Origin of the sequence: Cohnella fermenti, from assembly GCF_004801405.1 — a bacterium.
GTDB classification, from domain to species: domain Bacteria; phylum Bacillota; class Bacilli; order Paenibacillales; family Paenibacillaceae; genus Cohnella; species Cohnella fermenti.
In genome coordinates this window covers 1-1,572 of record NZ_SSOB01000104.1, presented here as the reverse complement: position 1 = coordinate 1,572, position 1,572 = coordinate 1, and the positions used below count along the sequence as shown (strand labels likewise).

The window sequence follows — 1,572 nt, the reverse complement described above, 5'->3', positions numbered from 1 at the left end:
AATCCCCTTTACAGGTTCGGCTCCGCAACTGCTCGCTGTACTAACAAACCAGTTCCCATTTGTATGGAGTGACTTTTAGTCTTCGGCATTTTATAAGGGGAATGAACTTCTGAAATGGTGTACTAGTCGTCACCAGAGTTATCTTCTTCACAGTAGCAATCGCGACAACATGCCGTTTCGTTGCTGACAAAATCAAAAATATTTTCAAATTAGCCGTCCCTACTGTTAATTGTCGTGCCACACTTACTAAAAGATGCGATTAGCTCCTCATCCTCCCTATCGGTGCGGCATACTTTACAGTTGCGATGGATTTTAGAAAAAACCACAGAAAACAACGATAACAAAAAAGAGGTCAATCATGGTGGTAACTGACCATAATCGACCTGTTCATCGTATCGGCATAGCGTTATTTAGGGTATAAAAGTAAACCATTGACGTACGCACAACAAATTCATGAAATCTTTATACGGGTATTACATGGGTTAGATGTGTTATTGGTTAAATGATGGGTTCGTTCGGCACTGGATAGCCCCGCCAAAGAAAAAACCTTGAAAGGCACGAAGCCAATCAAGGTTCAGATGATTCACCAATTCCCTTTTTCAAAATCATCATTGTCTATTTCTTTTACATACACAGAAATCCATTGCAGCGTGTGTTCGACCGGGTCCGTCTCAATGTAAATTCCCTTTGGGCTGCAATATACTTCTTCAAACTCATCGTATTCAAAGTCAGGCTCTAATTCCAACACCTTGTCGATGTGCATCCCGATATGAATTACACCAAACAATTTCCCAGTATAGTTCTTCAAGGCAGTAATCTTAAACAGTTTTCCATTGAATATATTAAACCATAAGAAAGCCTCATCTTTAATCTCATACCTTATGAGAGATTTTACTAACATTGTTTCAGAATCCTTAAGTTCCCTAATAAGGCTATAAAAATCACTGATATGACTATAGAGTTTTATCCCACCGAGTCCTTCCCAAGGAACAATGGGGGCATCCAACAATACCATAAGCTACTTACCTCCTGTAAAGATTATTGTTGCCGTTTCCTTGCCATCTGTCTTATATGCACTTTCCGTTCCATCAACTACCTTGACAATACCTTGGTCATTCGTACTAATTTTTACATACGGACTTCCCCCGTGTCTGCCCCCACCAGGTGACACTTGAACTTGGGTTACATTCCTGTCTCCACCAGTATTGTTTATCTTGATTATCTTAGCGCCTGAACTTGATTTCGTAGACGCTTGTACTGTAACGTCATATCCTTCATTTCTTAGCATTTGAGCGATTTCATCTACAGACTTACCGCTTAAAGCACTAGGATTAGCCTTAATTGCATCGACAGATACTTTTCCGCCATTAATTATACCTTTTCCCGCACCCTCAACCGCCGTCCCCCCACTCTTCCCGACCACCGGCAGGTCGTCGATCAAGCCTTCGGCTTTAACCGCCGCCGACTCCGCCTTCTCGGCCGCCGTTGCGGTCTTGGCCCCTGCGCCCAGAGGAATCAGCAGCTCCAGCAGCTTCTCCGTCCCGAATCCTATCATCTCGGCTTTCCGGTTCG

At 43.1% G+C, this 1,572-nt stretch carries 2 protein-coding genes; both read right to left on the bottom strand.

The window, feature by feature from the left end; genetic code table 11:
- Nucleotides 1-583 precede the first annotated feature (583 nt).
- On the bottom strand, nucleotides 584-1,015 hold the full coding sequence (locus E6C55_RS33145) for a hypothetical protein (RefSeq protein WP_136374111.1): 432 nt from the start codon (nucleotides 1,013-1,015) through the stop codon (nucleotides 584-586).
- Between the two features lie 3 nt (nucleotides 1,016-1,018).
- The coding region (locus E6C55_RS34060) for a hypothetical protein (protein ID WP_168736013.1) at nucleotides 1,019-1,572 on the bottom strand (554 nt) is incomplete at its 5' end.

What these genes read in the sequence shown, in the direction of transcription:
- E6C55_RS33145 (WP_136374111.1), bottom strand. Translation starts at nt 1,015, where the DNA reads ATGGTATTGTTGGATGCCCCCATTGTTCCTTGGGAAGGACTCGGTGGG.